At 73.0% G+C, this 23,642-nt stretch carries 19 protein-coding genes, 2 tRNA genes and 1 pseudogene; 4 read left to right on the top strand and 18 right to left on the bottom strand.

Going from position 1 to position 23,642, the window contains the following annotated elements:
• Window positions 1–19 precede the first annotated feature (19 nt).
• The 3 genes from ABD211_RS31220 to ABD211_RS31210 all read right to left on the bottom strand — a co-directional run bounded on the left by ABD211_RS31220 (window position 20) and on the right by ABD211_RS31210 (window position 2,367).
• On the bottom strand, window positions 20–2,071 hold the full coding sequence (locus ABD211_RS31220; protein ID WP_344139675.1) for an MDR family MFS transporter: 2,052 nt from the start codon (window positions 2,069–2,071) through the stop codon (window positions 20–22).
• Window positions 2,072–2,118: 47 nt separating this feature from the next.
• Window positions 2,119–2,192 (bottom strand) — tRNA-Leu (locus tag ABD211_RS31215).
• A gap of 99 nt (window positions 2,193–2,291) precedes the next feature.
• Window positions 2,292–2,367 (bottom strand) — tRNA-Gly (locus ABD211_RS31210).
• A gap of 262 nt (window positions 2,368–2,629) precedes the next feature.
• Here ABD211_RS31210 and ABD211_RS31205 point away from each other — a divergent pair.
• Both ABD211_RS31205 and ABD211_RS31200 read left to right on the top strand, forming a co-directional pair.
• Complete coding sequence (locus ABD211_RS31205) at window positions 2,630–3,187, top strand: TetR/AcrR family transcriptional regulator (protein ID WP_344139672.1); 558 nt, start codon at window positions 2,630–2,632, stop codon at window positions 3,185–3,187.
• A gap of 76 nt (window positions 3,188–3,263) precedes the next feature.
• Window positions 3,264–4,691: an MFS transporter gene (locus ABD211_RS31200; protein WP_344139669.1), complete on the top strand. Its 1,428-nt coding sequence runs from the start codon at window positions 3,264–3,266 to the stop codon at window positions 4,689–4,691.
• A 60-nt stretch (window positions 4,692–4,751) separates the two neighbouring features.
• Here the strand turns inward: ABD211_RS31200 and ABD211_RS31195 are convergent, their stop codons facing one another.
• The 10 genes from ABD211_RS31195 to ABD211_RS31150 form a co-directional block, all read right to left on the bottom strand.
• Window positions 4,752–5,789 (bottom strand): hypothetical protein, encoded by a 1,038-nt coding sequence (locus ABD211_RS31195; RefSeq protein WP_344139666.1) that lies wholly within the window; start codon window positions 5,787–5,789, stop codon window positions 4,752–4,754.
• An 81-nt stretch (window positions 5,790–5,870) separates the two neighbouring features.
• Window positions 5,871–6,974: a hypothetical protein gene (locus ABD211_RS31190; protein WP_344139663.1), complete on the bottom strand. Its 1,104-nt coding sequence runs from the start codon at window positions 6,972–6,974 to the stop codon at window positions 5,871–5,873.
• 115 nt (window positions 6,975–7,089) lie between these two features.
• Window positions 7,090–8,166: a hypothetical protein gene (locus tag ABD211_RS31185; RefSeq protein WP_344139660.1), complete on the bottom strand. Its 1,077-nt coding sequence runs from the start codon at window positions 8,164–8,166 to the stop codon at window positions 7,090–7,092.
• Window positions 8,167–8,255: 89 nt separating this feature from the next.
• Window positions 8,256–10,376: a hypothetical protein gene (locus ABD211_RS31180; RefSeq protein WP_344139656.1), complete on the bottom strand. Its 2,121-nt coding sequence runs from the start codon at window positions 10,374–10,376 to the stop codon at window positions 8,256–8,258.
• Between the two features lie 41 nt (window positions 10,377–10,417).
• Window positions 10,418–11,023 carry a GTP-binding protein gene (locus ABD211_RS31175; protein WP_344139653.1) on the bottom strand — a complete coding sequence of 202 codons (606 nt, stop codon included), beginning with the start codon at window positions 11,021–11,023 and terminating at the stop codon, window positions 10,418–10,420.
• Entirely contained in the window at window positions 11,001–11,405 is a 405-nt protein-coding gene (locus ABD211_RS31170) for a DUF742 domain-containing protein (protein ID WP_344139650.1), read from the bottom strand. Before ABD211_RS31170 ends, ABD211_RS31175 begins: the two co-directional genes overlap by 23 nt.
• A gap of 11 nt (window positions 11,406–11,416) precedes the next feature.
• Window positions 11,417–11,851: a roadblock/LC7 domain-containing protein gene (locus ABD211_RS31165; RefSeq protein WP_344139647.1), complete on the bottom strand. Its 435-nt coding sequence runs from the start codon at window positions 11,849–11,851 to the stop codon at window positions 11,417–11,419.
• A complete protein-coding gene (locus ABD211_RS31160; protein ID WP_344139644.1) occupies window positions 11,848–14,403 on the bottom strand; it encodes a sensor histidine kinase in 2,556 nt (851 codons plus the stop codon). The genes ABD211_RS31165 and ABD211_RS31160 overlap by 4 nt, the downstream gene beginning before the upstream one ends.
• On the bottom strand, window positions 14,400–15,632 hold the full coding sequence (locus ABD211_RS31155; RefSeq protein WP_344139641.1) for a hypothetical protein: 1,233 nt from the start codon (window positions 15,630–15,632) through the stop codon (window positions 14,400–14,402). The genes ABD211_RS31160 and ABD211_RS31155 overlap by 4 nt, the downstream gene beginning before the upstream one ends.
• A 177-nt stretch (window positions 15,633–15,809) precedes the next feature.
• Window positions 15,810–16,796, bottom strand: a complete 987-nt coding sequence (locus tag ABD211_RS31150) for an ABC transporter substrate-binding protein (RefSeq protein ID WP_344139638.1) — start codon at window positions 16,794–16,796, stop codon at window positions 15,810–15,812.
• A 294-nt stretch (window positions 16,797–17,090) separates the two neighbouring features.
• On the opposite strand from ABD211_RS31150, the gene ABD211_RS31145 reads away from it, so the two are divergent.
• Complete coding sequence (locus ABD211_RS31145; protein WP_344139635.1) at window positions 17,091–17,477, top strand: ribonuclease domain-containing protein; 387 nt, start codon at window positions 17,091–17,093, stop codon at window positions 17,475–17,477.
• Between the two features lie 374 nt (window positions 17,478–17,851).
• Window positions 17,852–18,130: pseudogene (locus ABD211_RS33995) on the top strand (DUF4184 family protein); the annotation flags it as partial.
• Between the two features lie 85 nt (window positions 18,131–18,215).
• On the opposite strand, the gene ABD211_RS31140 reads toward ABD211_RS33995, so the two are convergent.
• Genes ABD211_RS31140 through ABD211_RS31120 form a run of 5 tightly spaced genes read right to left on the bottom strand, consistent with a single transcriptional unit; the run spans window position 18,216 to window position 23,539 of the window.
• Window positions 18,216–18,824, bottom strand: a complete 609-nt coding sequence (locus ABD211_RS31140) for an O-methyltransferase (RefSeq protein ID WP_344139632.1) — start codon at window positions 18,822–18,824, stop codon at window positions 18,216–18,218.
• Window positions 18,825–18,865: 41 nt separating this feature from the next.
• A complete protein-coding gene (locus ABD211_RS31135) occupies window positions 18,866–20,140 on the bottom strand; it encodes an AAA family ATPase (protein WP_344139629.1) in 1,275 nt (424 codons plus the stop codon).
• On the bottom strand, window positions 20,137–21,624 hold the full coding sequence (locus ABD211_RS31130; RefSeq protein WP_344139626.1) for a hypothetical protein: 1,488 nt from the start codon (window positions 21,622–21,624) through the stop codon (window positions 20,137–20,139). The genes ABD211_RS31135 and ABD211_RS31130 overlap by 4 nt, the downstream gene beginning before the upstream one ends.
• Window positions 21,621–22,727, bottom strand: coding sequence for a hypothetical protein (locus ABD211_RS31125; RefSeq protein ID WP_344139623.1), 1,107 nt, complete (start codon window positions 22,725–22,727; stop codon window positions 21,621–21,623). The genes ABD211_RS31130 and ABD211_RS31125 overlap by 4 nt, the downstream gene beginning before the upstream one ends.
• Window positions 22,724–23,539 (bottom strand): YfdX family protein, encoded by an 816-nt coding sequence (locus ABD211_RS31120; protein WP_344139620.1) that lies wholly within the window; start codon window positions 23,537–23,539, stop codon window positions 22,724–22,726. The genes ABD211_RS31125 and ABD211_RS31120 overlap by 4 nt, the downstream gene beginning before the upstream one ends.
• Window positions 23,540–23,642: the final 103 nt, after the last annotated feature.

The raw sequence follows: 23,642 nt of genomic DNA, 5'->3' as shown, positions 1-23,642 counted from the left end.
GCGTCGACAAGCGATTAACTCAGATCAGTACGGGATGGCGCCGCGACTCCTCGTCGACGAGGCGCGTGGCGATGTTGTCGAGCGCCCGGTCGAGCAGGGCCCGGTCGGTCGGGTCGGCGAGGGTCCAGTCGTCGATGTGCTCGTCGAGCCAGTGCCGCCACGCCGTCTGCAGGCGGTCGATCTGGGCCTGGCCGGCGGGCGTGAGGTGGATGTCGTCACCCGCGAGCCGGACGTGGCCGGTCCGCTGAAGGTCCTCGAACGTGGGCCGCAGCACGTCGGGCGGCATGTGGTGCCGGTGCGCGATGTCGGACAGCCGCGCCTGCCCGCGCACCGTGTTGTACAGGTGGATCTGGCTCAACGCCCAGGCCGGTGCCGGCGTGATGTCGCCGCCGGCGTCGGTCAGGATGCGGTCGAGGAACAGCGGGTCGGCCCGGCTGCGGCGGACGGTCTCGCCGATCGCGAGTTCCAGCTGGTCGACGCGGTCGTCGGACATCGGGGCGGAGAAACCGTCGCCCATGTCGGTGGCCGCCTCGCGGGCCGCGTCGCGCAGCGGCACCTCCTTGAGGAACAGCGCGACAACGAACCCCAGGATGGCCACGGGCACGACCCAGCGGAAGACGTGCCCGATGGTGTTCGCGTACGCCTCGATGATCGGCGCTGCCAGCGCGTCGGGCAGCGCCTTGAGCGCCACGGGGCTCTCCGTCGCCTCGACCGGGATACGGGGCGTCTGCGCGAAGACCGCCGCCAGTTCCGACGTGAGCTGATTGCTGTAGAGGGTGCCGAAGACGGCGGTACCGAACGCGCTGCCCAACGTGCGGAAGAAGGTCACCCCGGAGGTGGCGGTGCCCAGGTCCGCGTAGTGCACCGTGTTCTGCACGGCGATGGTGAGCGTCTGCATGGAGAGCCCGACGCCGAGACCGAACACGAACATGTAGATCGACTCGACCCAGGTGCTCGTCGCGGCGCTCATCGTCGACATCAGGTAGAGGCCGACGGCCATCACCGCGCACCCCGCGATGGGGAAGATCCGGTACCGGCCCGTGCGGCTGATCAGCACGCCCGACATGATCGAGGTGAGAAACAGGCCGGCGATCAGGGGCAGCGTGCGCAGGCCCGACGCCGTGGCCGACACCCCGTTCACGAACTGCAGGTACGTAGGCAGGAACGTCATCGCGCCGAGCAGCGCGAAGCCGACGATGAAGCTGAGCACCGAGCAGATCGTGAACACGGGGTTGGCGAACAGGTGCATCGGCAGCATCGGCTCGGGCGCCCGCAGCTCCACGAACACGAAAGCGGCCAGCAGCACGACCGACCCGACGAACAGGCCGATGATGACGGGCGAGTCCCACGCGTACTCGTTGCCGCCCCAGGACAGGCCCAGGATCAGGCCGGACGAGCCGAGCGCGACCAGCGCGATGCCGGCGTAGTCGATCACCGGTCGGACCGCCGCCCGGACCGTCGGGATCGCCACGGCGGTGATGGCGATCATCACGATGGCGATGGGTACGTTGATGTAGAAGGCCCAACGCCAGGTCAGATGGTCGGTGAACAGGCCGCCCAGGGTCGGCCCGATGACCGTGGTCACGCCGAACACCGCGCCGAGCGCGCCCTGGTAGCGGCCCCGGTCGCGCAGCGGGATGACGTCGGCGATCAGGGCCATCGCCGTGACCATCAGACCGCCGGCACCGAACCCCTGGACCGCGCGCGCCGCGATCAACATGATCATGTCCTGCGCGACGCCGCACACCGCCGAGCCCACGACGAAGATGACGGCGCTGAGCTGGAAGATGAACTTGCGGCCGAACATGTCGCCGAACTTGCCGGTCAGCACCGTGGCCACCGTCTCGGCCAACAGGTACGCCGTGACGACCCAGGCCACGTGCCCCTTGCCGCCGAGGTCGGCCACGATCGTCGGCAACGCGGTCGCCACGATCGTCTGGTCCAGGGCGGCCAGCAGCATGCCGAGGGTGATCGCCGTGAAGACGATGTTCATCTGCCGCCGGTTCAACGCCGCCGGCGCGCGCACGCCGGCGTCACTGACCGCGGTACCCGCCACGGTCTCCAGTTTCACGTCCCGCGCCCCGATCCGGGGCAGATTCGGTCAAACCAGATACGACGTACCCTCGGTGCGATTCGAACGCACACTGACTAGCTCCTAAGGCTAGTGCCTCTTCCAGTTGGGCCACGAGGGCGAGAGGCGGCCCGGCGGGGACCTGCACTCAACCCGCCGGGCCGCGCGGTCAGCGCCGGCGGCGGTGGTAGCGACCGCGGCGGGCGTACTGACTGGTGGCTGGAGCGGACGACGGGACTTGAACCCGCGACCCTCACCTTGGCAAGGTGATGCGCTACCAACTGCGCTACGTCCGCCTGCTGTGACATCCACTATGGAGTTGTGGGCCAACAAAAAACCGCCCGTCGGGGATCCCGGGGCGGCGGTCGCGACAGCGAGGAGCTATCCGCGCCACCCGTCGGGGGCGAGGTCGTTCAGACCAGCGAGCAGTTGCTGTGCCATCGGAACCTCCCTCACATCGACCGGTGTGCCCACAACGGTAGGCAACAGGCCGACCCCGGACAACCGAATAAACGCACGGCGCTTGACGGGTTAGTTATTGGCCAATAACTTTGAGCCGTGAGCCCCACGGTCCGGATGAGTGCCGACGAGCGTCGCGAGGCAGTGCTGCGCGCCGCCCGGGTCGAGTTCGGTCAGCACGGCTACGCGGCCGCCACCACGGAGGCGATCGCGCGCCGGGTCGGCGTCTCCCAGCCGTACCTGTTCCGGCTGTTCCCGTCGAAGAAGGCGATCTTCCTCGCCTCCATCGACTACTGCTTCGACCGGTTGGAGCTGCGGTTCGAGGCGGCGGCCGACGGGCTGACCGGTGAGGACGCGCTCACGGCGATGGGGCTGTCCTACAACGGCCTGCTGGAGGACCGGCCCGTGCTGCAGATGCAGTTGCAGATGTGGTCCGCCGCCTGCCACGACGACGAGGTCCGGGCGCTGGCCCGACGCCGGTTGGCCGGCCTCTGGCAGCAGATCGCCCGCCTGTCCGGCACCGACGAGAAACGGATCATGCAGTTCATGGCGAGCGGCATGCTGCTCAACGTGTTCGCCGCGCTGGAGCTGCCGCGCATCACCGAACAACTGGGCGAGGCGCTCATGGGCCTCGTCGATACCCGCCCCACCCCCTGACATCCCGCCCATCCGGCGCCCGCCGACGCGCGCCCAGCAAAGTTAGTGACCAATCACTAATGATCGAGGAGTGGTAATGGCACGGCTGTGGACCTTCGTCGTCACGGGGATCGCGGTCTTCATGGTCACCATGGACAACCTCGTGGTGACCAACGCGCTGCCGGTCATCCGCGTGGAGCTCAACACCGGCCTCGAAGGGCTGGAGTGGACGGTCAACGCGTACACGCTGACGTTCGCGGTGTTCCTGCTGACCGCCGCCGCGCTGGGCGACCGGTTCGGCCGGCGGCGCCTGCTCGCCATCGGCCTGGCCGTGTTCACCCTCGCCTCGGCGGCCGCCGCCCTCTCCCCCGACATCGGCACGCTCGTCGCCGCCCGGGCGGTGCAGGGTCTCGGCGGCGCCATGGTCATGCCGCTGACGCTGACGATCCTGGCGGACGCGGTGCCGCCGGAGAAGCGCGGCACCGCGCTGGGCATCTGGGGCGCCATGTCGGGCCTGGGCGTCGGGCTCGGACCGGTCATCGGCGGCGCGGTCGTCGACCAGGGCTCCTGGCAGTGGATCTTCTGGATCAACGTGCCCGTCGGGCTCGTGCTGCTCCCGCTCGTGGCCCTGCTGCGGGAGAGCCGCGGCGGCGCCGGCCGGCTCGACCCGCTCGGCGTCGGCCTGGCCACGGTGGCCCTGTTCGGGCTGGTCTTCGGCCTGGTGCGCGGTGGGGAGCACGGCTGGACGAGCGGGCCGGTGCTGACCTCGCTGGTCGCCGGCGGCGTACTGCTGATGGTTTTTCTGTGGTGGCAGGCGCGGGCGCCGCACCCGATGGTTCCGCTCACCCTCTTCCGTGGGCGGGGCGTCGCGAGCCGCGGGTTCGCGATCGCCAACGGCGTCGCCTTCGTGATGGCGTTCGGGATGTTCGGCGCGGTGTTCGTGGGGGCGCAGTTCCTGCAGACCGTGCAGGGCTACTCCCCATTGGAGGCCGGGGTCCGCACCCTGCCGTGGACGGCCGTGCCGGCGCTGGCCGCGCCCGTGTCGGGCATCCTCGCCGACCGCATCGGCGCCCGGTGGGTGCTCGCCCTGTCGCTCGCGCTGCAGGCCGCCGGCATCGGCGCGCTCGGCGCGATCGCCCGGCCGGACGTGCCCTACGGCGAGCTCGTCCTGCCGTTCGTGCTGGCCGGGCTCGGCATGGGGCTGTTCTTCGCCCCCATCGCCCGGGTCACGCTGGGCTTCGCGCCGCGCGGGTACGAGGGCGTCGCGTCCGGCACGTCCAACACGCTGCGCCAGCTCGGCACGGTGCTCGGCGTCGCGGTGCTCGGCGTCGTGTTCTCCACGGTCGGCGGCTACGCCGACGGTCAGCGGTTCACCGACGGGATGCGCGCCGCCGAACTGGTCGGCGCCGTCATCCTCGCGGCCGGGGCGGTCCTTGCGACGTTCCTGCCGGCGACGGGCGAGGCCGTCGAGGACACGCCCGTGCCGGCGGTGGCCAAACCGCTGGCAGCGGTCGCGGCCGACTAGCTACCGCCGGGCGCGCCGGGCCGGTGACCGGGCCACCGCGGCCGGCGCGCCCGGCATTCCTCACAGGCCCACCCGCCGGACCAGGGTCCCCTCGCCGTTCGGCACGTGCGACAGGACCAGCCGGACGCACCGGCCGTTCGTCTGGCATCGCCGGTACCCGGCGGGGAATCCCCCCACCGTGATGAACGTGGTGCCGGTGTCCCAGAACAGCGGCGGGAGCACCGTGTCGGGCAGCGGGGTCGGCCGCCAGCGGCCGGCGTGCAGATCGGCGGTGCGCACCAGCGAGGGCGGGGTCTCCTCCCAGTCGCCCAGCCAGTAGAAGACGACCGCCGACGCGCCGTCCGGCGAGAGGTCCCCCTGGATCAACCGCTCGGCGGTGCGGCCGCACAGCCCGGTTCGGGTCACCGGGACCAGCCCGGACCGCGCGATGGCGACCAGGTCGACGCAGGCGGAGGTGCGACTGTCCAGCCGGTACAGCATCCGGCCATCGCGCGAGACACCCCAGCTGTAGATCGAACCGGGGGTCCGGGTCAGTCTGCGTAGTCGCAGGTCCCAGATGGCGACCGTCCCGGCGCCCCGGTCGTCGGCGTGGACCAGCACGACGCGCTGCCCCGTGATGCCCCGGATCGTCGGCTCCGAGCCGGCCGGGCCGGCGAACCGGATCCTGCTGCGCTGCCGCAGCGACGGCACCGCGTACGCGGCGAGGACGTTCACGGTCCCCGTGGTCGCCACGACCGTGGCACCGTCCCCGGTGACGTCCCAGATCCCGGCGTCGACGTCGCTGCCGATCCGCACCTGGCCCGGCGTTCCCCGGTGGGGGAAGTGCCACAGGTTGTGGTCGTGGCCCTCGAGGGTGCTCACGAGGAATCCGGTGGGCACCTCGACCGCGTTCATCGGCTCGGCCCCGCGCGGCAGGGCGAGCCGGATACGCGTGCCGTCCGGCCGCACGATGGTCGAACCGGCGAGGACGGCCATGCCGGCCGTGTAGCCGCGCGGCGTCGGCGCCGGGACGGCCCGCGCGGCAACCGCGGGAGTCGCGGCCGGCACGAGTAGAAGGATCATGGAGGCGGCCAGCGTCCGCCGAAGAGTCGTGCGCATGCACACCCCACTCACATCGCGGGAGGGGTGTCGCGCCCCAGTGTCACCCGGTCGGGTGACGGGGAGGCACAGACACGCCGGCTAGCTGCCACCGAACCCTGCGCGCTCGATCGGCTTCATGTCGCCCTCCTCGACGCCCGGCACCCGCGGCATCCTCAGCGCCAGGCACCGGCCGTCGCCACCGCAGCGTCGGTACTTCCCGGTGTTGCGCTCCTTGACCAGGAATGTCGAGTCGGTGTCCCAGAAGTCCGGATCCCCGTACTCCTCGTTGATCCAGGCCGGCTGCCAGCGCCCCGCGTGCAGGTCGGCCGTGCGGACGACCGCCGTGCGAAAGACGATCTCCACCAGGTTGCGCAGCTCCATCACCACCGCGTGTGAGCCGCCCGGCGAGACGATGCCGATGAGCAGGCGCGTGACGAACTCCCCGCACAGGCCCGTGTGCCGGAACGGGATCTGGCCGGCCGCCGTGATCGGGGCCAGGTCCACGCAGGCCGACGCGATGTCCTGGTATCGCCAGCCACGCGGGCCGTAGCGGTCCAGGCGGTAGAGCGCGCGCCCGTCGCGCGTCGCGCCCCAGCTGTGCGCGAAGGCTGTCGACCTGCTGAGGTTGCGGGTAAGCGGGTCCCAGACGCCGATGATCCCGCTGATGGACGGGCCGCCGAGATCGTTGGCCACGATCCGCCGGTCCACTGTGCCGGTTATCAGGGGACCCATGGATGACAACAGCGCGTCCCGCCACGCCGCGGCGAACCGCACCCGGGCGTGTTCCCGTAACGACGGCAGCGCGTACGCGACCATGACGTGCGAGCCCACGGTGGCCGACGGGCCCGGCAGGGTCGCCACGACCATCGAGCCATCGTGGGTGACCGTCCAGTGTTCCACGCCGAGCGTGGTGCCGAGCGGCACGCTCCGCGGGGCGCCGGCGCTGGGGAACAGCCACAGCCGTGAGGTGTCGCCGGTCGACGCCGCCACGAGGTACCCGTGCGGCGTCGCCGCCGCAGTCTCCGCGACCGTGCCGCGCGGCAGGTCGAGCCGGACGTGGGTGCCGTCGGCCCGCACGATCGTCGAGCCGGCCAGGATCGCCATGCCGGCCGGGTTCGCCGGCGTGGTCGCGGCGGCCGGGGTCGAGAACGGCAGCAGCAGTGCCACCGCCGTCCCCATGGCCGCCCAGCGGGTTACGCGCACAATCGCTCCTCAACACGTCGGGTGAGGGGCGACACGCCTAGTGTCACCCGTACGGGTGACGTCCGGGCCCGGACACGCCGGGCCGGTCAGCGCAGCGCGTCGGCGATCAGCGCGACTATCCGGCCGCGGGTCGCACGCCTACGCGCTGGATGGGCTTGATGGTCGTCGGGTCCACCGACGGGACGCGGGGCATGACCAGCCGGGCGCACCGGCCGGTGACGCCACACCGCGCGTAGCCGAACGGCTCAACCACCATCGTGATGAAGGTCCGGTCGGTGTCCCAGAACAGCGGATACATCAGGTTGCCCGGCAGTCGCACCGGCCGCCACCGGCCCGCGTGCAGGTCGGCGGTGGTCACGGTGGCGGAGCGGACGCTCTCAATCGTCGGCGTCCGCCAGTGCAGGATGAGCGCCGACGCGCCGTCCGGGGAGATGCTGCCCTGGATCAGGCGTCCGCCCTGCTGTCCGCACACCCCGGTGGGCGTCGCCCGGATCTGGCCGGACCCGTCGATGACGACCGTGTCGACGCACGCCGAGACGGGCGGCTCCCCGGCGTCGCCGCGCTCCAGTCGGTACAGCAGGCGGCCGTCGCGCGCCACGCCCCAGGCGCGCAGCGGCTGCGCCGACCGTCGCAGGTGCCCCGTGCGCAGGTCCCAGACGCCGGTGGTGCCGCGACGGACGTCCTCGTCGACGTGGGTGAGGACAACCTGCTCGCCCACGTTCCCCAGGACCATCGGCCCGGGGTCGGTCGGGCCGGCGAAGCGGGTCCTCGCGCGCTCGCTCAACGACGGCAGCGCGTACGCGACGAAGGTGTTGTGACCGGGCGTGGACGCGGTGGCGATGACCGTGGCGCCGTCACGGGTGACCGCCCACCGGCCCAGGGTCGGATCACCGATCGGCGCGGAGTGCGGGGTACCCGAGTGGGGGAACAGCCACAACGTGGAGGTACTCGCGCGTAGGTTGATGACCGCCACCAGGAACCCGGCGGGCACCTCAACCGCCGCGTTCGGCTCCATCCCGCGCGGCAGGGTCAACCGGATCCGCGTGCCGTCGGGCCGCACGATCGTCGAGCCGGCCAGCACCGCCATGCCGGCCGTGTTCACCCGGGGAACCGGTGGCGTCGCCCGGGCCGGCACGGGCAGCAGCACGACCGCCACCGCGGCCGCCAGCACTCGTCGGAAGGTGACCCGCATGAACACTCCTCGCTACGTCGTAGGAGGGGTTCCCGGACCAGTCTTACCGCGCCGGCCTGGCGGACCCGCACGGACACGCCGTGCCCTGCTCACCCCGACCGGGGCTCGTCGCCGGGGCTGTCGCGCCAGGCCGCGTGCCAACGGGCGACCGCGTCGGCGAACTCGTCGACCGCCTCCCGCGCCGCCGCCACCTTGTCACCGAGCTCGGAGTTCACCGAGCGCTGCATGATCACGCCGGACGTGAAGCTGAACGGGCGGGGCACCCGCACCCAGGAGCGGTACGCCTCGGCGGTACGCCGCAGGGCGGCGTCGGCCAGGTCGTACCACTGCGACGGACTGCCGTAGAGGTCGAGCAGGCGCGGCCGTTGCAGCTCGGCGTCGACGAGGCGGCGCTCCGCCTCCACCGACGGCGACGTGACGACGGCCTGATCCTGACGGTAGGGCCAGGCGCGGCGGCGCGGCGGTACGTACCGCGAGGGTTGACCGGTGGCCTCGACGGCGAGGAAGTCGACGACGGCACGCAGGTTGGCCACCACCTCGTCGGGCATGGCGGCGAGCGCCTGGCCGGTGCGCGGGCGGCTCGCGGTCAGCCGCGCCCACAGCACGATGGTGCGCAGGATCGGCAGGCCCGAGAAGATGACCACCGCCGCCACGGCGACCACCAGGACCAGGCCCGCCCACGGGCCGGTCACGTCGGCGGTGAGCCGCCAGCCGAGGATCTCCGCCACGTCGGGCCCGGGCAGCGAGTCGACGACATGCCACGCGGCGGCGTGCAGCCCCAGTGACGCGGCGGTCCACGACCCGCCGGCAGGGCCGTCGAGCCCGGCGACCGACGCTGCGCGCAGCAGCGTCAGGGCAGCGCCGGCCGCGACCACGATCTGGACGGCTACCAGGGCGTACCCGCGCAGGTCCTGACGCAGGCCGCTGGCGGTGTCGTGCAGGTCGAGATGGCCCAGCACGGGCGGGCGGCGCGCGGCCCACCACAGCGTCCGCAGCAGGTACGCCACGGCGAAGCAGGCGCACGCCGCCACCACCACGCGGCTCAGCGGCACGCCCCACGGCTGCCACGTCAGGTGCGCGCGCAGCCACGTCGCGGCCGGCGCGTCAGCGCCGAGGAAGCCGAGCACCAGCGCCGCCGCGATGACCGCGTCCGTGAACTCGGGCGTCGCCCAGGCCAGCACGAGGACGACCAGCAGTACGACGACCCAGACGCCCAGGGTGGCCCAGATCCGGCCCCACACGCCCCAGGTGTCGGCGGCCGGCAGCAGCGCGTCGCGCGCCGGGCTGTCCAACCACACCAGCGCCGCCGCCAGCCCGAACGTGACGAGCCCGGCCTGCTCGGCCAGTTCGCCGACCACGATGCCGGCGGTCGCCGCGACCACGAGGAGCGCCGCGACCGTCACCAGGACCGCCACGGTGGCCAGCGACCACACCCGCAGCGTGCCGTCCAGGTAGAGCGAGCCGGCCACCCAGGCGGCACCCGCGCCGGCGCCCACGACCAGCAGCTCCGGCACGTCCGGGTCGGAGGTGAACGAGCCGGTGCCGCGCAGCTTGCCCGCCACGGCCCGGGTGTAGCGGCGCTGCTGGGCCTGACCCTCCACGAACCCGTACGCCGCGACGCCCACCCGGACCAACGGCGGGATGACCAGCAGGGTGAAGCCGAGCTCCAGCAGCCGGCCCGGCAGCCCCGGCAGCACGGCCGGCTCGACCCAGCCGAGCCGTTGCGGGATCTCCAGCAGGGGCACCGAGTCGACCAGGTGCCAGAGGTAGAACCGCTCGACCGTCCACAATGCCCCGCCCTGGTCGGCGAGGGCCACCGTCAGCGTGGCGAAGGCCTCCACCCCGATGAGTACGGCCGCGACCGAGGTGAGCAGGGCGAGCAGCAGCAGGCGCCGCTCGTCGGGCTCGATCAGTGAGATGACCACGTTGCGGATCACGACCACGAGCAGGATCAGCGCGAGCACGGAGGCGAGCACGGCACCCGCCCAGCGCCCCGCCGACCCGCCCGCCGTGAGCGCGGTGAGGATCAACCGCAGGGCCAGCACGAGGCCGATCGTCACGGCGAGCGCCACGAGGATCGGTCGCAGCCAGCTCTTCAGCGGGCCGCCGGCGGTCTCGTCGAGCCGCCGGCGCGCCTGGTCGATCAGCGCGTCGTACCGGTCGAACAGCGGGGTCAGCCGCTCGCCCACCCGGTCGAGCAGTTCATCCATGATGGACACTCTGGCCGACACGCGGGCCGCGCGGCAGTCGGCTATCCGGTCGCGTGTTCGGCCGCGCGCGCCCGCGCCCGCTCCCGGGTCCGCCGCAGGACCGCGAGCAGCGCGTCGCGGACCGAGAGCTTCTCCCGGGCGTCGAACGTGATCAGCGGCACCTCGTCGCCGACGGCGAGGGCCCAGCGCAGCTCGGTGAGGTCGACGTCCAGGTGGCCGTTGAACAGGTTGACGCCGACCACGAACGGCAGCCCGATGCGTTCGAAGTAGTCGACCGCCGGATAGCAGGCGTCGACCCGGCGCGCGTCCACGATGACCAGCGCGCCCAGGGCGCCGCGGGAGATGTCGTGCCACATGAAGTCGAACCGGTCCTGCCCGGGGGTGCCGAACAGGTAGAGCTTGAGCGTCTCGTCGATCGTGATGCAGCCGAAGTCCAGCGCCACGGTGGTGCGGGTCTTGGCGGGCACGTCCGCGGCGTCATCCATGGCCGCCGCGACGCTGGTCATCGCCGCCTCGGTGGTGAGCGGCCGGATCTCCGAGATCGCGCCCACCGTAGTGGTCTTGCCCACCCCGAAACCGCCGGCGATAACGATCTTCACCGGCCGGGGCGGACGGCGCGCCGGCTCAGCGGATGCCTTCGAGCCCACGGATCACCCTTTCGATCATGTCCAGGTCGTCAGCCGGTTCAGGGTCCGGACGCTCCACCACGAGGCAGCCGAGCGCCGCGAGGTCGGCGACCAGCACCTTCGCCACACCGATGTGCAGCGCCAGGCGGGCGGCCACCTCCGCCACCGACATCGTGGTGGCGCACAGGGCGACGATGTCGCGGTGCTCGAACGCCAGGCGTCCGAACGAGTTCAGGCCGTACGCCGATGTGACGACCTGTGCCTCGATCTCCAGCTCGTCGTCGGCGGCTTCGACCCGCCCCGACGTTTGCAGGTAGGGGCGCAGCAACGACGCCGCGTCCGCCGGCAGCGCCGGCACCATGGGCCCGTCGCGCAGGTAGGGCCGCACCATGTCCTCGCCCATCGCGCACCCCGTTACTGGCCGACGGTGTACCGCAGCTCCTCGATGAGCCGCGGCGTCAGCACCTCGGTGGCCCGGTTCGCGAACACCGCCATCTCGTACGCGACGGCGCCGAGGCTGGCCTGCTTCGACGCCAGCGCGCCGAGCGCGCACCCGGCGCTGATCGTGGTGACGAGCAGGTAGCCCTGCGTCAGCTCGATCACCACCCGGTCCGGGTCGCCGAGCGGGTAGCTCTCCGACACCCCGATCGCGAGGCTCAGCATCGCCGAGCTGATCGCGCCGAGCCGGTCGGCGTTCTCCCGGTCCAGTCCGGCGGACATCGCGATGAGCAACCCGTCGGAGGAGACCGCGATCGCCGCGTGCACCCCGGACGTGTCGTTGGCGAACCGGTTGACCAACCAGTTGAAGTTCTGTGCATCGACGCTGATGCCCGTAGCCGGCGTTGTCATGCGTGGTTCTCCCTCCAGAGGTGGGACTCGCTGTCGGTACTGGGGGGCTCGGTGGCGGCGTGACCCTGTCCCAGGGCCACGCCGGCGGAGTAGGAGTCGAACGCGTCGCGGACGGCGTCGGGGTCGCGCAGCCGGGGCCCGGCGACCGGTGGGCGCCCGACTGCCGGGGCCGGGGCGCCGGCCGTGCCGGCGCGCAGGCCGGGCGCCAGATTCGCGCCCGGCACCCGACGGGCCAACCGCCGTGACCCGGTTCCGGTCGGACCAGGGCCGGTCTGCGGGGGCGCGGGTGGCGACGTTGACTGGAACGCGTCCAGCTGGTCGCGGACGGCGGCCGCGTCGTGCACGGGTGGGGCCTGCGGTGGGATGGCGGCAGCGGTGCCGCGCGACCGGCCCGCCGCGCCGGGGAGTTGAGCGCCGGGCACCCGCCGGCTCAGGCCCGGGCGGGACGTGCCGTTGACCGGGGCACCTGGCGTGTCCGCGACCGCGCTGGCCCGCACGGTGCCCCCGCCGGTGACGCGGCTCGGCGGCCCGAACCAGGCGAACCCGCCCGCCCCGACCGGAACGGAGACCACGAATGTCCGGTCGCCGCCCGCTTTCCTGGTGACGGCCGGGAAGTCCCGGGCACCGCCCCGCGCGACGGGCACCGCCGCCATGGCGGACATCGCACGGGGCGCGCTGCGCTCCACGCCGACGCCGGGGCCGACCTGGAACAGTGCCGGGGGCAGGGTGACGTGCGCGGTCGTGCCGCCGCCCTCGGTGGCGGTCAGCGTGACGGCCAGCCCGTGCCGCTTGGCGAGCCGGCCGACCACGAACAGGCCGAGCACGCTGGTCGGGGCGATGTCGAGGCGCTCGCGCTCGACGAGGCGGCGGTTCTCCTGCGCCATCCGGGCGGCCGTCATGCCGATGCCGCGGTCGGCGATGCTCACCTGGCAGCGCCCGTCAGTGACCAACCGGGCGGAAACCTCCACGACGGACTCCGGCGGGGAGAACACGGCCGCGTTCTCCAGCAGCTCGGCGAAGACGAGCACCAGGTCGGAGGCGGGGCCGGCGGCGACGGTCACGTCGTCGAGCTCGGTGAACCGGACCCGCTGGAACTCCTCGATCTCGGCGAGCGCCACGCGGAGCAGGGTGGCCAGCGGCGTCGGGCCCATGACCCGGGCGTCGGTGCTGGTGCCGGCCACGACCAGGAGGTTCTCGGCGTTGCGCCGCAACCGGGTCGACAGGTGGTCGAGCCGGTAGAGCCGGCCGAGCAGTTTGGGGTCCTGTTCGTTGCGTTCCAGCTGGTCGACGACGTCGAGCTGCTGGCCGACGAGGTTGCGCGTGCGTTGCGCGACGTTGGTGAACATCGCGCTGACGTTGCGCCGGGTGACGATCTGCCGCTCCACGAGCTGCGCGGCGGCGGCCTGGACCCGGTTGAACGCGGTGGCCAGGTCGCCCAGCTCGTCGCCGGACGTGACGTCGATCGGGATGGCCGCCGGGGGTTGCTCGTCCGCCTCCTCGGCGTCGTTGACCCGGACGAGTTCGGCCTGCGCGAGGTCGGCGACCGTGGCGGCGGCGGTGGTCAGGCGGCGCAGCGGCGTGGCGATCGACCGGGTCTCGGCGACGAGCAGGCCGACGGCGACCGCGACGAGGGCGGCGGTGCCGAGCCCGACCGCCCAGGCGAGCCCGGTCGCGGCGTCGGCGCGGGCGGCCGCCGTGTCGGCGATCTGCCGGGTCACCCGGTCCTGCACCATGCGCCGTAGGTCGGACTGCGCGCTGACGGACGACAGGGCCGCCGCCACGAACCGGCCCACGGCCGGTCGGTCGGTCGCGGCCGGCAGGTGCTCGGCGAGGTCGTCGACCTGCCGCGCGGTCTCGCCCTGGTCGACGAGGACGACGAGGCCGGCCTGCTCCGCGTCGGCCTGTTCGACGAACCGCTCGGTGAACATGGCGGCCTGTTCGGTGGCGTTGTCCAGCAACGCGACACCGGTGCCGGGACTGACCGCGGCGGCGATGAGCGCCATGCCGCGCAGTTCGTTCTCCTCGTTGGCCTGCAGCAGCGCGTCGAGCGCGGTGAGCTGCCGGGTGCCCTCCGCGTCGCTGGTGCGCTGCGGCACGAGGCGCAGCGCGTCGATGATCGCCTCGATGACCGCGTGGTAGGTGCGCGCGACGCTGTCCACCGAGGCGCCGCGCATCAGCGCGCCCTGCCGGATCTCGTTGAGCGACCCGACCCGGGCGAGCGCCTCGACCATCTCGTCGGAGGCGGTGGCGCCGAGACCGTCGCGCAGCCGCACGACCGTGTCGCTGGTCGTCTGCTGGGCCAGCCGCAGCCGGACCGGGTCGGCCCCGGGCGCGGCCAGGTAGCCGGCGGTGATCAGCCGCTCGCGCTGCAGGTCCCAGACGAGCGCGCCGAGCTGGCGCGCGTTGTTGGCCGCGTCGGCGGTGGTGACCGCCGAGGCGGCGTTGCCGATCTGGCTCGACACGAACGGCACCGCGATGAGGACCACGGCGACCACGGGCAGCAGCAGGAGCAGGTTCAGCTTGCCGCGCACGCGCAGCCGGTTGATGATCACGGCCGCTCGCCCGCTCTGCGCGGCAGCGGTCCGCCCGGCTCCGGCGCCGGGAACGGCCGCGTGACCCCGGCCGCCACGAGATCGCCGCCGCGCACGGGCGCCGCGGGCCCGCGCGGCGTGGGCGGGTCGGCATGGCCGCCCGGGTGGTCGCTCCGTGGGCCCGGTGCGGGCCGTCGCATCCCGACCCACCCCAGCAGGAGTACGCCCACCAGCGCGACGGCCGCGAGCGCCACCGCCCCGAGCAGGATCTGCTGCTGGCGCTGCAGGTCACCGGCCCGGTCGGCCAGCATGGCGTCGAGGGTGGACAGCACGGCCGTCTCCAGCGCGGCCGCGGCGCGCACCAGGGCCCGGGCCGCGTTGTCGACCGCCGCGGCGCCCGTGCCCGTGGCCGCGTGCGCGGTGGCCGTCCGGGTCAGCGCGTCCACCGCCGCGACAAAGGCGTCGAGCGGGGTGAGCACGCCCAGGCCGATGGTGTCGCCGGTCGTCGTGCCGGTGCCCGAGCGCAGCCCGTCGCGGATCGCGGCGCCGGCCTGGGTGAGCCGGTCGGCCGCCACCGGGTACCGGTCGTCGAGGCCGGTCACGGCCGGGCCCGCGGCCTCCTGTCCATCGGCGTCCGACTGCCCGTCCGCGTCCGGCTGCCCGTCGGCGTCGGTCCGCGGCGCGGGGCGGACCGCGCGGGCCAGGCCGGCCAGCTCGCCGCCGCTGACGAGGGCGTCGGGCAGGCCGAGCAGGGCGGTGTGCACGAGGTGGTAGGCGTCGACCGTGGGGTCGCGCACCACCCGGGCCCCGTCCGCGATGGCGCCGAGCAACGCCCGGGTCAGCCCGATCGGCCCGGCGTAGGCGGTCATCGCGGCGGCGCCGGTCGTCCGGCTCGCCAGCGCCGTGTCGATCTGGGCCGGCAGGTCCGCCCACCGTTGCCGCGCGCCCACGTCCGTACCCACCTGGTTGTTGATGTCGTCGACCGCGGCCACCGCGGACCGCACGGCCTCCGCGTCGGGGGTGCGGCCGAACGTCGCGGCCTGCCGCGCGTCGACCAGCGCGACCAACAGCGTGGTCAGCGGCCCGGCGTACGCGACCGCGTCGCGTTCGTCGGACACGAAGGTCACGTCGGCGGCGGTCGCCGACCAGTGCGCCGAGGTCACGACCCCGATGGGCAGGACCAGTGCGGCGAGCGCCGCGACGGCCAGCATCAGCCGGCCGGTGCGCACGCTGCCCGTTGGCTCCGTCACGCCGCCTCCGCTTACGCGATTAGGGCCGAGCGCGTCATGATCGGCGCGCGCCGGGCCGTGCAACAGTCAACGAGTACGGGTGGGGTGTTTCGCGGACTGGCCGCCGTTGTTACGGACGTGAAAACCAGAACTCAGCCTGACCGCGGGACGATCGTGAGGACCGGCGCCGTCGCCTGGTCATGCCGCGCCCACGAAACTGCCGTCGAGCAGGCCGTCCAACGAGGGGCGCTCGTCGACGAGCCCGGTCTCCACCATGAAGTCGCAGATGCGCGCCGCCTGGTAGTTGAGGTGCGCCGGCGTCGTGCCCGGGGTGAAGGCGTCGACGTTCTGCTGACGGGTGAACAACGTCGTCCCGGCGTCGTAGGACCGGTAGGCCCCGACGTCGACGCCGGCCCGCCGGGCCAGGATGGTGTCCGCGGCGGCCTCGTTGTCGCGCATCCACCGCAGGGTCTCGAACCACGTGTCCACGATCGCCCGCACGTCGCCGGCCCGCCGCGTGACCAGCTCGGACCGGACGGCCAGGTGGTCGGGGATGGCGCCCGGGAACTCGGCCGACGTGGCGATCGCGCGGCTGCCCCGCCGCGCCAGCGCGGTCGTCGTGAACGGCGCGAACACGCCGGCGGCGTCGACCTGCCCCGCGGCGAACGCCTCGGCCGCCTTGTCCGTGGCCATCGGCATCAGCGTGATGTCCTTCGCCGTCAGCCCCGCCTCGGCGAGCGCGAGCAGCAGCAGGTAGTGGTCCACTGTGCCCTGCTCCACCGCGACCCGCTTGCCCTTGAGGTCGGCGACACTGCCGATCCCGGACCGGGCAATGATCTTGTCGTTGCCGGTCGAGTTGTCGTTGACCAGCACGATCGTCTGACGCGCCCCGGAACCCACCGACACCAGCGTGTCGTTGAGTGTCTGGCTGTTGGCGTCGATCTCGCCGTCGACGAGCGCCTTGAGGCTGTCGGTGTAGTTGTCGTAGTACCGCATCTCGACAGTCACACCGTGCTTGTCGAACAGCTTCTGCTCGGCGGCCACCTGCCACGGGAACCAGCCCGGCCACGCGCTGAACCCGATGACGAACGGCTCGCTGCTCTTCGGCGCGCTGCTGTCGCAACCCGCGACGGCGAGCAGCACCAGCACACCGATCGCGGCGCACCATCGACGGACAACGGTCACGTCCAGCTCCACATAGCACTGTCGGGAGTGGCCGCGAGGGACGTGGCGGCCGGAAGGTCGTCGGGACTCTACCGCAGCCGTTTTGCCACCCGCAGACAAACGCGAAAACCCCCGGGGCCGATCCCCCTTCACCCGACGAGTCCACGGCGCCCCACGGAAGTGGATCACGGATTGGCGCGTGACTTGCAGGTTTAGTCGCTACGAGCCCTATAGGTAGCGACTAAACCTGCAAGCGGCACCCCTGCGGCACGTCGTGAGTGGGTGTGTCATATTTCGGGAATGACACGATTTCTGATGAGGATCTCGCTGGTCCTGGCGGTATTGCTCGGTGGCGTCGTGGGACCGGCCGTCGCCGAGACCGCGGCGTACGCGACCGTCTACGACTCCTGCGACATGCCGCGCTGCGCGGACGCCCGCGCCGCGCACGACGAGTGGGCCGGGTACGGCTACCCGACCACCCGTGGCTGGCACCCGTGGAGCGGCGGCCAGTCCAACTTCGCCGGTGGCCAGTTCTTCAACTACGAGGGCCAACTGCCGGCCGGGGCCACCTACTACGAGTACGACGTATATCCGCGCGCTGAGGGGGCCTCCCGCGACGCGTACCGCATCGTCGTCAACACCTCAACGGACACGACCTGGTTCTCCCCGAACCACTACACCGACTTCTACCGCCTCACCTGAGACGTGTCGCGCCTCCAGACAGCGATCATGACGGGTGTTCGGGCAGGAAGATCGGCATCCGGAGCGCGAAACCGCAGCGTGGCCACGGTTCTCGGCTCGAGATGGCGATCTTTTAGGCGGAAACCCGGTTTCCCGCTCAGCACCGCAATCATAAGGCCTGGGTCGGTGTCCGCCGCCCGCTTGACGGCACGTCCGTGCCGGAGGCAGCGATCTGCACACCGACTCGGACCGCCTGAACAGGTACTCGGTTCGAACACGGCGTGCCGCGACCCGGAGCTGCCATTCTTCGCCCCCTGTCGTTGGATACCGTCGCCGCATGCCGTTGACCTTTCCGTCGCACGCCGCCGCGGTCGTGCCGACGCGCGGCGGCCGCGATCGCGGTCCACCTGCCGACGGGAGGAGCGCTGCGGCTACGCGACTACGGCGCGCTCGACGCAGCCCATCATCGCTGGTCGGTGACCGTCGCGTCCGCCTGGCTCGGCGCGGTGTCGCACCGGCTGTGGGACATCGTGACGCATGCGGCAATCGACCGGGGCGACGTGCGCGTCGAGGCACTCAGCACGGAGGCGTTCGCCGGCCAGCCGTGGTGGCGGGTCCTGTTCTACACCTCCACGCTGTTCGGCGGGGCCGTGGTCGTCGCCACCGCCGTCCACATCGGACGCCATGGCCTGATCCGGCGGTGGCACGGCTGCTCGTGGGCGCCGCGATGGTCCGCGTCCGACAAGGAACGGCCGAGCGTCAGGGCGTGCCGACGTAGGTCGCGACGATCGTGGCCGAGGCGGGGGTCACGCGGATCTCGGCGGCGCGCAGGTCGGGGTGGTCGAGCCAGTACAGGCGCTCGGTGTCGGGGCGGCCGTGGTGCGTGGGCGGCCAGCCGGCCATCGGGGTGAAGTCGTCGATCACGAGCAGGCCCCCGGGTCGCAGCCACCGGCGCGGCTCCACGGGTTCACCGCCCGCCTTGCCGTGCCCGCCGCCGTCGAGCACAAGCAGGTCGAACGGCCCGTACTCGACGAGGCTGCGGCCTTCACCGGCGCGGACCGTGACGCGCGGGTCGTCGGCGAACACCTCGGCGGCCGCGACGGCCCAAGACGGGTCGCGCTCGATGCTGATGAGTCGGGCGGCGGGATGCGCGCCGCTGGCGAGCCATGCGAGGCCGACGCCGACGCCCGTGCCCGTCTCCCCTATCAGGCCCGGGCCGACGCCGGCGGCCAGGGTCCTCAGCAGCGCGCCCTGTTCGGGCAGGCAGGAGTTGTCGAATCCCGCTTCCAGCGCCGCGTCCAGCGCCGCCCGCACCCGCCCGGGGAGATCCGTACGCCCGGCGTAGGCCGATGTACCCGCCACCGTCATGCCGCCATGGTGACAGACATCGCCGGCCGGAACGATCCGCTTTAGCCCGCCACGATCCGGTGCTCCGCGAGCTTGGCGAGGATGGCCTGGTTGGCCTCCCAGCCGTCCGGGAACCGGACCGGGACGTCGAGGTGCACGGGCTCGGTGGAGGGGTGCGCGTCGAGCAGGTCGGCGATGCCGGCCCGGCCCACCACGACGCACGCCTGGCGGTGCCGGGACGCGAGCACGCACAGCCGGCCGGACTCCAGGTGGAACGCGGTGGCGTCGCGGCGGCCGGAGAGCGGGTGCAGGACGATCGTCAGGTCGTACTCGCGGCCCTGGAGTCTGTTGGCCGTGTCGACGGTGACATCACCGACGGCGGGGTCGAGGAACGAACGCACCGCCGCGGCCTGGTCGCGGTGGGCGGTGCCCCGCGCGGTGCGGGCGGCCGTGACGGGGCCGCCGTCGCGCTCGCGCTCGGAGACCGCGACCGCGCCGCGGCGCAGCAGGCGGGTGGCGAGGGCGGCGCACGCGGCGGCGGCCTCGGCGTCGGTGCGCAGCGTGTGCCGCGACGGCAGCTCGTAGTGGGCCCAGCCGGTGCTGGCGGCCATGGCCAGGACGTCGTCCAGCTGGTCGATAGGTGCCGAATTGATAGCCAGAGTCCGGTCTGTCGGCGACGAACCCGCCGTGAAACCCGTGAAGGGATAGAAGGCCTCCGCGACCACCGGCGCGGCGGTGGTCGGCAGCCGCCACGACACGGGCAGCCGGTGAACCGGCAGGTCAGGGTTGTGCCGCAGGAGAACAGCGACGGCGCTCTGCAGCGGATCCCACGTCAATCCGGTCCACCTGTCGATATCGACAGTCGAGAACGGGTCGAGCTGGCCGGGGTCGCCGACGAACAGCGCGCGCTCGAACCGGGGCGCGACGCGCAGCAGCATGTCCGACCGCATCTGGTACGCCTCGTCGACGATCGCGACCGGCCAGGAGCCCTCCTTGATCGTGGCCCACTTGGCGGCGGTGGCGATCGTGACGACGGGGCCGTTCAGCTCGGCGACCTTCTGCCCCACGGTGACCGTCGGGTGCAGCACCCGGGCGCTCGGCACGTAACCGGCGGCCGACAGCCGGCCGATCGTCACCGCCGGCGCGTGCGCGGCGATCCGGTCGATGAGATCGTCGACCTGCTCGTTGGTCTGCGCCACGATCATGACCCGCTCGCCGGCCCGCGCCAGCCGGCCGGCAGCGGCCGTGACCAGAGTGGACTTGCCGGCGCCGGGCGGCGAGTCGACCACCACGCCCCGGTTGGAGCCGAGGTCGTCCAGCACGTCGTCCAGGATCATGACCAGTCCTCCGCCGCGTCGCCGTCCGTGGGCACGTAGTCGCGCGGCGGGCCGCCGTGCGTCCACGGCGTGTCCTCCCGCGCGGGGAAGTCGGGCGTCTGCTGGTACGCGTCGCCGAACGCCGTGTAGCAGACCCGCTCGCCCACCTCGGGCACCGAGCCGGGCGGCGCCTGCAGCGAGCTGCCCATGCCGCCGGCCAGCTCCAGCACCACCTCGGCCTTGTCCGCGGCGCCGGCGTGCACCGACACGACGGTGGCCTTCTGGCTCGGCCGGGCCGGCGAGGTCAGCTCCATGCCCGGCGTGAACCGCACCGGGTCCTGGGTGAGCACCGTGACGTGCGGGCGCAGCACCCGTCGCCGCCCGCTCGTGTCGACCCGGTCGGGCTGCGCGGCGGTGACCACGCCGGCGAACGCCTCCCCACTCAGCCGGTACTCCGCGAGCACCAGCGGGTCGTCGAACGCCCGCTGCACGTCGTAGGTAGCCTGGTCGCGCTCCATCCGGTTGAGGCGCCCGGCGGCGGCGACGGCGCCGTCGCGCTTCGGCTGCGGCGGCCGCCCGTCGGCCAGACCCAGAACCATCGACGAGTACGCGTCGCGGTCCGCGCCCCAGCGCACCGCCACCCGCTCCCCCGGCGGCAGGGCGCGCAGCAGCTCGACGCCCCGCCAGACGAGGTCCCACGTCGGCTCGATCTGCCCGCGCACGGCCGCGACCAGCCGGGCCAACGCCGGCTCGCCCGGGTTGTCGGTGTAGGCGTCGATGAGCGGGGCGAGCACCTCGTTGTCGAACGTCGGGTCGGTCACCGGACCGGCCGGCGGGAAGGCCAGCGGGTCCTCCGCCGCCTCGCCCGCCTCGGCGCCCGTCATCCCCGCCGGCGGGTCGAGCCAGCCCATGAGGGCGGCCAGGTTCGCGTCCTCGAGCGCGGACTGCCCGGTCGCCCAGTGCGCGGTCAGCGCGCTGGTCAGCGCCACCAGCGCGGCCGACCCGGGATGGTCGTAACGCTCGGCGAAGTGGGTCAACCACCGACCGAGCACGGGTACGGTCATGGGCACCGCCCACTGCCCGTCGGTCTTGCGGAACCGCGTGGACCGGCCGAACATCCGCACGAACGCCGCCCCGGCCGGGTTGGGCACGATCAGCTGCGGCCCGTCGGCGTACCGGGCGCGCGACTCGCGGCCCCGGTTGGTCGCCACCAGCTCGACCTGCGTGGTGAACAGGGCGACGTAGTCGAGGACGATCTCGGCCAGGTCGGCGGCGAAGCCGAACCGCTGGTCGCGGTTGCGCGGCTGGGCGACGACGAGCAGGCGCGCGTCGTCACGCGCGGTGCCGACCATGGCGGCCAGCGGGGCGTTCGCCTCGCCGGCGAGCGTCAACGGCACGAGCACCAGCGGCCGCTCGTGGATGTGCACGTGCCGCACCGTGGTGATGCGCTGCGCCGTCCCCCGCTCGGCCGCGATCGCCCGCGCCAGAGAAGTCAGCGTCGTCACGCTGAAACCTCGGCGCGCAGGCGGGCGGCGGCGCGGAGCAGAGCGGCGGACTCCTCCTGTTCGGGCGTCGGCCGCCGGGTCTCCCGGGCCAGGGCGAGCGCCGTGTCGATCGACTCGATCCCGCCCAGGTCCTCGCGGACGGCCCGGCCGAGGGCGGACGTCTCGCCGCGCGCCTCGTGCCGGCAGAAGTACGCGATCTCGCAGTGGGACAGGCATTCGGGCGCGTAGCGGGCGTCCACCCGGTGCAGCGCCGCGCCCAGCTCCTCGGGCGTCGCGGTGGGCACGCCGTCGGCGTCGGGGCGCGGGTCGACGGTCAGGTCGTCCGGCAGCAGGTCGAGCAGCTCTTCGATCCGCGCCATCCGGGACAGCTGCCGGCGCAGGACGGTGAGCTGTTTGCGCACGTCGACGAGGGTGACGGCGGGCGAGTTGGCGAAGTCCTTCGGACACACCAGCACGATGTCGTGCGACACCGTCGCCGGGTCGAGGCCCTGCTCCTCCAGCATGGTGCGCATGGCCAGCACGTACACGGCGGACTGGATCGCGGCGGCGGCGACCTTGGCGGGGTCGGCCTGCCCGTCGATCACCGGGAACGACTTGATCTCGACGACGTGGAACCGGCCCGCCAGCCGGAACGCGATGAGGTCCGGCTCGAGGTAGACGGCCCGGCCGCCGACCTCCATGCGCAGCAGCGGGTGGTCGAACAGGGTGCCGGCCTCGGTGGCCGCGTTGGTGATGGCCTCCCGCGCGCGGGCGTGCCGGTCGGCGTTGCTCTCGTTCCCGAGGCTCTCCAGGTCCTGGTAGCCGACCTCGGACAGCGGCAGGTCGAGCTTCTCGCGGAGCAGGCTGAGCAGCTCGGCGCAGCCGTCGGCCTTGATCTGGGCCTCGAACGCGTTGCCGCGGGTGATCGCGAAGCGCGACTGGCCGAACCGGGCCGGGAAGCCGACCTGGGTCGCGAGGCGCCCCTTGTCCACGCCGGCCGCGTCCAGCACGGCCCGGCGCGAGCAGCCGGGATTGGCGGTCATCGCGGCGATGGTGCGCGCGGTGTGCCGCTTCGGCTGCGCGCTGCCACGCAACCGCGCCAGTCGGGCATCAAGGTCGCTCATGATGCTCCTTCGCGGGGGTCGGATCTCGCCGTACGGGGAAGGTTGGCGCGTTGCCGTGGGGTCCCGAAGAACCTCCCGGCGTCGTCGAGCTGTTCGGTCGCGCGGGCGGCGCCCGCCGCGCGGTGGCTGCGGTCGGCCTCGGCGTGGATCGCCAGCTCGGCGCGGGCCGCCGCGACGGCCGCCGCCGTCGCCGCGCCACCGGGATCCATCCCCAGGCCCGGGATGTTAGCGGCGAAGCGCCACAGCAGCCGGCTCGCCGACGTGCCGGCCTCGGGCAGCCGCTCGACGTGCTCGGCCACGCGGATGGCGCAGGTCAGGAAGTCGACGCGGGGGCTGAGCGGCCCGACGATCCGCCGCTCCAGCGGCCAGGTCGACACCGCCAGCAGGCCGCGGGCCGGCGCGAGCACGTCGGCGCTGAGCACGGCACACAGATAGTACGGACGGGAGTACGGCGCGAGCCGGAACGAGCGCTCCTCGTCCCGACGCAGGCTGGTCAGGCGCGCGCCCACGATGTCGCCGGCGAAGAACGCCCGGTGCACCTCGCCGATCAACCGGGGCGCGGCCGGGACGGAGAGCAGGGTCAGCGCGTGGTGCACCTGCTCGCGGACGGGCAGCAGGGCGCCCGCACCGCGCGGCGCCGGCACGACCTGCTGGGCGAGCCCGGCGACCGCCTCGTCCCAGGCCCGCTCGGCCTCGCGCAGCTCGCGCCGCAGGCCCGCCGCCGCGGTCCGGTCGCCCGCCATGATCGCCTGACGAACGGCCGCACGCAGCTTGTCGATGCGGCGCTCCAGCTCCTCGGCGACCCCCTCCACGCGCGGGACCCTAACATCTCCACTCTTTTCCAGTAATCACCGCCACGCCGGCCGTTATCCGAACGCGATGGTCGGATGGCGACCTTCCAGGTGCGTCTCGTAG

Origin of the sequence: Luedemannella flava (assembly GCF_039528515.1) — a bacterium.
GTDB classification, from domain to species: Bacteria; Actinomycetota; Actinomycetes; order Mycobacteriales; family Micromonosporaceae; genus Luedemannella; species Luedemannella flava.
Note: the sequence above shows the minus strand (reverse complement) of the source record. Positions and strands in the feature narration are given on the sequence as shown.

Bases quoted from the DNA above. Each gene is read 5' to 3' on its own strand.
- ABD211_RS31165 (WP_344139647.1), bottom strand. From the start codon at position 11,851: ATGACAACGCCGGCTACGGGCATCAGCGTCGATGCACAGAACTTCAAC.
- ABD211_RS31125 (WP_344139623.1), bottom strand. From the start codon at position 22,727: ATGAGCGACCTTGATGCCCGACTGGCGCGGTTGCGTGGCAGCGCGCAG.
- ABD211_RS31180 (WP_344139656.1), bottom strand. From the start codon at position 10,376: ATGGATGAACTGCTCGACCGGGTGGGCGAGCGGCTGACCCCGCTGTTC.
- ABD211_RS31200 (WP_344139669.1), top strand. From the start codon at position 3,264: ATGGCACGGCTGTGGACCTTCGTCGTCACGGGGATCGCGGTCTTCATG.
- ABD211_RS31135 (WP_344139629.1), bottom strand. From the start codon at position 20,140: ATGATCCTGGACGACGTGCTGGACGACCTCGGCTCCAACCGGGGCGTG.
- ABD211_RS31140 (WP_344139632.1), bottom strand. From the start codon at position 18,824: ATGACGGTGGCGGGTACATCGGCCTACGCCGGGCGTACGGATCTCCCC.
- ABD211_RS31185 (WP_344139660.1), bottom strand. From the start codon at position 8,166: ATGCGGGTCACCTTCCGACGAGTGCTGGCGGCCGCGGTGGCGGTCGTG.
- ABD211_RS31195 (WP_344139666.1), bottom strand. From the start codon at position 5,789: ATGCGCACGACTCTTCGGCGGACGCTGGCCGCCTCCATGATCCTTCTA.
- ABD211_RS31145 (WP_344139635.1), top strand. From the start codon at position 17,091: ATGAGGATCTCGCTGGTCCTGGCGGTATTGCTCGGTGGCGTCGTGGGA.
- ABD211_RS31170 (WP_344139650.1), bottom strand. From the start codon at position 11,405: ATGGGCGAGGACATGGTGCGGCCCTACCTGCGCGACGGGCCCATGGTG.